The 2,128-nt window shown below is 66.1% G+C and carries 1 protein-coding gene; it reads left to right on the top strand.

Features of this window, described 5'->3' with window-relative positions:
* Positions 1 to 2,073: efflux RND transporter permease subunit (locus ACU8YC_RS24770; RefSeq protein ID WP_446895930.1), on the top strand; the 2,073-nt coding region annotated here is incomplete at its 5' end.
* Positions 2,074 to 2,128 lie beyond the last annotated feature (55 nt).

Here is a 2,128-nt window from a genome sequence, read left to right as displayed (position 1 = left end):
CCGTTCGCCCTCGCCTTCGCGGTGGCGATCTTGGTGATCCGCGGCGAGTCGGCCAACCTGCTGTCGCTCGGTGCCATCGACTTCGGCCTGATCGTCGATGCGACCGTGATCATGGTCGAGAACGTCTTCCGACACTTGTCGGAGCATCCCGGCGGTCCGATCACGCACGCCGATGACGCTGGCGATGAGGGGTCGGCCCTGACGGGCAAGCTCGGCACCATCAGTTTCGCCGCGTCCGAGGTGAACCGGGCGATTTTCTTCTCGGCGACGATCATCATCGTCGGCTTCCTGCCACTGTTCACGCTGAGCGGCGTTGAAGGGCACATCTTCGGGCCGATGGCCAAGACCTACGCGTACGCGCTGATCGGCGGCCTGCTCGCGACCTTCACGGTCTCGCCGGCCCTGTCGGCCCTGATCCTGCCGAACGAGATGGAGGAGCGCGACACGCTCATCGTGCGCCTCCTGCACTTCGGGCACACGCGCTTCCTGCGCTTCGCCTTGGGCAACAAGATCCTGACGCTCGGCGCCATGCTCGTCGTCCTGCTCGTCGCCGGCACGATGGTCCGCTCGCTCGGCCTGGAGTTCCTGCCCAAGCTCGAGGAGGGCAATCTCTGGATCCGCGGGACGATGCCACCCTCGATCTCGCTCGAGGCCGCGAACACCTACGTCAACCGGATACGCGCCGTGCTCAAGGCGTATCCGGAGGTGGAGACCACGATCACGCAGCATGGCCGGCCCGACGACGGCACGGACGCGACCGGCTTCTTCAACGTCGAGATCTTCGCACCGCTGACCGACGAGGAGACTTTGCCATCGGGGCTGATCAAGGAGCGGCTCGTCGAGGCTATGTCAAAGACGCTGGAGGAGCACTTCCCCGGCGTCGAGTTCAACTTCTCCCAGTACATCCAGGACAATGTCGAGGAAGCGGCTTCCGGCGTGAAGGGCGAGAACTCCGTCAAGGTGTACGGCAACGATCTCAGCGCGATCTCGCAGGCGGCCGAGCAGATCAAGGCGGCCCTGGCCGAGGTGAAGGGCATCACCGACTTGGCGATCTTCACCTCACTGGGTCAGCCGACGGTCCGCATCACCGTCGATCGCGAGAAGGCGGCCCGGTACGGGCTGGCGCCCGGGGATGTGAACACCACGGTTCAGGCCGCGATCGGCGGTCAGACCGCGGGTGACGTGTACGAGTATGGCTCGGATCGGCACTTCGCGATGCGCGTGCGCCTGGCCTCGGCGTACCGCCGCGACCTCGCCACGATCCGCAACATCACGGTGGGCGCCCAGAATCCGAGCGGCGGCGTGATTCCCGTGCCGCTTTCTGAGATCGCCACGGTCGAGCTCGTCTCGGGCGCCTCGTTCATCTATCGCGAGGGTCAGCAGCGCTACATCCCGGTCAAGTTCTCGGTGCGGGGACGCGACCTCGGCGGCGCCGTGATCGAGGCGCAGAACCGGGTCGCCCAGCAGGTCCAGTTGCCGCCGGGCTCTCACCTCGAATGGGTCGGCGAGTTCGGGAACCTGCAGGACGCGATCGCCCGACTGAAGGTCGTCGTCCCGATCACGCTCGCGCTGATCGCCCTGCTCCTTTACATCAACTTCTCATCGGCCACCGACATGCTGCTGACGCTGTCGGTGATCCCGATGGCGATGATCGGCGGCATCTTCGCCCTCGTGCTGACGGGGACGCCGTTCTCGGTCTCGGCGGCGATCGGCTTCATCGCGCTGTTCGGCATCTCGACCATGGAGGGCGTGATCCTGCTCGCCTACTACAACCAGCTCGTCGAAGACGGCTGGCAGCGCCGCAACGCGGTGTTCCAGGCCGCGACGGTGCGGATGCGCCCGGTGATGATGACCTGCGTCGCGGCCTGCGTCGGCCTGCTGCCGGCCGCCTTGTCGACCGGCATCGGCTCGCAGGTCCAGAAGCCGCTGGCGCTGGTTGTGGTTGGCGGCATCCTCCTGGCGCCGGCCCTGATCCTGGTCGTTATGCCGATCCTGATCTCGCTGTTCTCGCGGCGGCGACCGGCCAGGAGCACGCAGGTTCGACCCAAAGTACAGGCCGTGTCCGCCCCTTAAACGTCCCGCAATCGCCATAGAGAACGGTCAAGCTCAGATGCTTGCCGTCGCCCGG

Source organism: Citrobacter sp. VF227 (genome assembly GCF_052950715.1).
This window is presented reverse-complemented; position numbering and strand designations above follow the sequence as displayed.